The following is a 1,843-nucleotide window of genomic DNA, read 5'->3' on the forward strand; positions in this document are numbered from 1 at the left end:
TTTTAATCTCCATTCTAATTTAAAGACTAAATCAGTGGTCTAAAATGTATATGGTTTTCACACAATATCTTAATCATAATTTTAATGTTATGTTATCTGTTTCAGATTTAATAACATTAATTCCAAATTTATGTCAAAGGATATGAACATCATATAAAATAAAAGCACTTTGCCTTGAAAAAGGTCTTTTTTCAGAAGTTGTTATAACAGATTATGAAAAAGCAATGGCAGGATTTCTTTTTTATCGCGAAAAATTAAAACAGTTGTCCAAGAAAAATTAACAATCGGGAATAATAATTATGAAATTTTAACAAAGGTTAAAAAAGAATAAAAATATGGTATTAAGTTTAAGATATGGTAGGAAATTTAAAGAAATTAATTAAAATATTTATATTCCAATAAATATTTTAATTTTATGCATACATAAAATCAGAAAAATTTGTTTTGTTAAAAAAAGTATGATAAGATGATATTGTTAATTTATATAGTTTTAGGAGTTGAAAATATTATGGCTACTGTTGTTGTCAAAGCAGGAGAACCGCTAGACAAAGCGTTAAAGCGATTTAACAAGGTTTCTTCAGTTAAAAGAAAAGAAGCCCGAAAACGTGAACACTGAATGAGCAAAAAAGAAAAAAGACGTTATAAACAAGAACAATCACGTAGTTTTCGTTAAAAAAAATCCCATTTAAAATGGGATTTTTTTTAAAAATTACTATCTTTTAAAATTACATAATCAACTTTTTTAATGGCCGAAAGATCTTTGCCACCAGCATATGAAATTGATGATTGTAAATCTTCTGTCATTTCACGTAATGTTTCAAAAATGCTGCCACGAATTTCAATTAACTCTTTTTTACCTTCAACATAACGTTTTTCACCTTTATTATATTCACTTGCTGATCCAAAATATTCTTTATATTTAATACCATTATTTTCAACTTGTTTTCCAGATGATTCTTGGTGCGCAGCAAATAAACTACCAATCATGCATATTGTTGCGCCCATTCGAATTGATTTCGCAATATCACCGTTAACTCGTAATCCACCATCTGCAATAATTGGTTTTGAACTACCTTTACTACATCATTTAACAGCCGATAATTGTCATCCACCATTACCAAAACCAGTCTTTAATTTAGTAATACAGACTTTTCCGGGTCCAATGCCAACTTTTGTTGCATCAGCGCCTCATTGTTCTAAATCACGAACAGCTTTTGGTGTTCCAACATTACCTGCAATAATAAATGTTTCATGACCTAAATGGCTGCGAATATGTTTAATCATTTTTTTTACACTAAAAGCATGACCGTGAGCAATATCTATTGTGATATAGTCAGGTACTAATTGTTCTTTTTTTAATGTTTCAATTAGTGCAAAATCATCTGGTTTAACACCAACTGAAATTGATGTAACCAAGTTTTTACTTTTCATATGTTTAATAAACTTAATTTGATCTACGTTAAAACGATGCATAATGTAAAAATATTTTTTTTCTGCTAATTTTTCACATAATTCTTCATTCACTACCGTTGCCATATTTGAAGGTACGACAGGTAAATTAAAAGTATGTTTTCCTAATTTAACGGTTGTATCACATTCTTTTCGAGAATTAACAACACATAATTCTGGAATTAATTGAATGTCTTCATAATCAAATGCTTTCATTTTTTTAATTTCACCTCACTTTATTAAATGTACCATAAAATAAGGGGAAAAAACCGAGTTTTCTTTTTAAAAAANAATANAAAAATGTGAGGTANCATATACATTTTAGACCAGTTAGTCTTTTAAAAATTTTAACACAGCTTCAGTTGGTGTTAAAAAATTTATGCTTTTATGTCGC

General features: G+C 27.9%; 3 protein-coding genes. 2 read left to right on the forward strand and 1 reads right to left on the reverse strand.

Annotation, left to right across the window (positions count from 1 at the left end):
• The first annotated feature begins 44 nt into the window (after positions 1 to 44).
• Positions 45 to 281 (forward strand): hypothetical protein, encoded by a 237-nt coding sequence (locus tag BST80_RS05155; protein ID WP_415746265.1) that lies wholly within the window; start codon positions 45 to 47, stop codon positions 279 to 281.
• 227 nt (positions 282 to 508) lie between these two features.
• Positions 509 to 673 carry a 30S ribosomal protein S21 gene (gene rpsU, locus BST80_RS05160; RefSeq protein ID WP_004028656.1) on the forward strand — a complete coding sequence of 55 codons (165 nt, stop codon included), beginning with the start codon at positions 509 to 511 and terminating at the stop codon, positions 671 to 673.
• A 29-nt stretch (positions 674 to 702) separates the two neighbouring features.
• Here rpsU and BST80_RS05165 read toward each other — a convergent pair whose 3' ends face one another.
• Complete coding sequence (locus BST80_RS05165; protein ID WP_415746266.1) at positions 703 to 1,665, reverse strand: GMP reductase; 963 nt, start codon at positions 1,663 to 1,665, stop codon at positions 703 to 705.
• Between the last annotated feature and the right edge of the window lie 178 nt (positions 1,666 to 1,843).

The organism is Spiroplasma sp. Moj (assembly GCF_016082285.1).
GTDB lineage: Bacteria > Bacillota_I > Bacilli_A > Mycoplasmatales > Mycoplasmataceae > Spiroplasma > Spiroplasma phoeniceum.